Origin of the sequence: Pseudoalteromonas sp. TB25, assembly GCF_000497995.1 — a bacterium.
Lineage (GTDB): Bacteria > Pseudomonadota > Gammaproteobacteria > Enterobacterales > Alteromonadaceae > Pseudoalteromonas > Pseudoalteromonas distincta.
The window spans coordinates 1-1,769 of sequence record NZ_AUTI01000203.1 but is presented as its reverse complement, the minus strand read 5'-3'; the positions used below and the strand labels follow the sequence as shown (position 1 = coordinate 1,769).

The 1,769-nt window shown below is 41.8% G+C and carries 1 protein-coding gene; it reads right to left on the bottom strand.

Features of this window, described 5'->3' with window-relative positions:
* Positions 1-455 precede the first annotated feature (455 nt).
* A partial coding sequence (gene sbcB / locus L652_RS0105090) for an exodeoxyribonuclease I (RefSeq protein ID WP_024603344.1) occupies positions 456-1,769 on the bottom strand: 1,314 nt, incomplete at its 5' end.

The window sequence follows — 1,769 nt, the reverse complement described above, 5'->3', positions numbered from 1 at the left end:
ATACAGCATCTACTTAAATAAAAGCGTGCTTGGATACCATTCAGTTTGTGAGAATAGAAAGTCAGGGCTTTATCTACGGAGCAGTATTAAATACTAGACGCGAAGGCAAGCTCACTGACTTCGATGTGATAAATGATAGCTAATCATTTATCAATGAGAGATACAAGACGCGAAGGCAAGCTCACTGACTTCGATGTGATAAATGATAGCTAATCATTTATCAATGAGAGATACAAGACGCGAAGCTTGCTTGCGTGACGGGCAAAGCCCGTAAAGTGATTTATTCACAAAGAGGTTTAGAGGCGCTGCGCTTTTAGAGGCAGTGATGGATCAAAAGATTATTGCTTTTATGTATTCTCATTTACTCCTCATGCGCTTCTCTTTGTGAATAGAGTTTTATTTAAGTAATTAAAAGCGGTGCTTTTCACGTGAGCAAGCTCTACGTCTACACCGAATTACATGCTTTGTGCGTAGTTATACAACGCCTTTAAAATTGTAAGATTTTTTTCGCTGTCGTCATGTTCATGCGCTAGGTTTTCAAGGGTGATCATAAAATCTTGCGCATTAATCGACGGTTGATCTTCTCCGTGCATTAACTTGTTTTGGCAATACTGGCGCCATTGGTCAAGCTCTTGCTGGTTTAGCGTTTCAGGCCAGTTACGGGCGCGGTATCTAAACAACAATGTATTAAACTTTTTATCTTCAAAGTCTAACTTCAACCCAGCCAATTCATCTGGTTTAGCATCGCGAATAATCGCAAATTTAGCTTTATCGGCATGGCTTGTAAAACCATCGTAAAGTAAGTAGTCAACGTTAGTAGTTGCGCTGTAATCGCCTTGCTCGTTAAACACTTCGGTTACTTTATCGCGAAGGTCGGTATTGGCTTTTAAAATAGCTAAGTTAGCTAAGCATTGCTCGCGGTCAATCCCAAGGCGGGCGGCGTTTTCAGGCAATAATGTTTTAGCTGGGGCTAAAATAGGGCACTTGTTTAAATGCACTAGTTTTAAGCCAACAGGTAATTCACCCTCGGCTAAATCTACACGTTTGGTGTATAAGCGTTTGCGTAACTCTTCTACGTTTAAATCAATGAGTACTTGTGGATTTTGGGTTAAATCAAAACAAATAACCGCGTTTTTATTTACCGGATGAAAGCTCATTGGTGCAACCCAGCTTGTACAGCCTTGTGTTGCAGGTATGCGCGATGTGGTATGCACCAGCGGCGTCATGTTAAATACATCAACCAATTCAGCAAGGGCTTTTTTATTACGCAGCCCAAAAAAGAAGTTATATAGCTTTGGCTGTTTTTCTTTTATTAGCTTAGCCAGTGCAATAGTGGCGGTTACATCGCTTAGCGCGTCATGCGCTGCAGCGTGTTCAATACCATTAGCTACGGTTAAATGCTCTAGCTTAAAGCTTGGGCTGCCGTCTTCTTTTAACGGCCATTCAATGCCTTCAGGGCGCAGCGCGTAACAAGCACGTACTAAATCAATAATATCCCAGCGGCTATTGTTATTTTTGTATTCACGCTCGTATGGGTCGTAAAAGTTACGGTAAAAGCTATAACGGCTTACTTCGTCATCAAACCGAATACTGTTATAACCGGCAACACAGGTGTTTGGCACGCTAAATTCGGCATGAATTTTTGCTATAAACTCAGCCTCAACCAAGCCTTTTTTCATCGCCACTTGTGGCGTAATACCCGTAATTAAACATGCCTCAGGGTGAGGCAAGTAATCCGCTTGCGGCTTACAATATTCAATAAGCGGCTC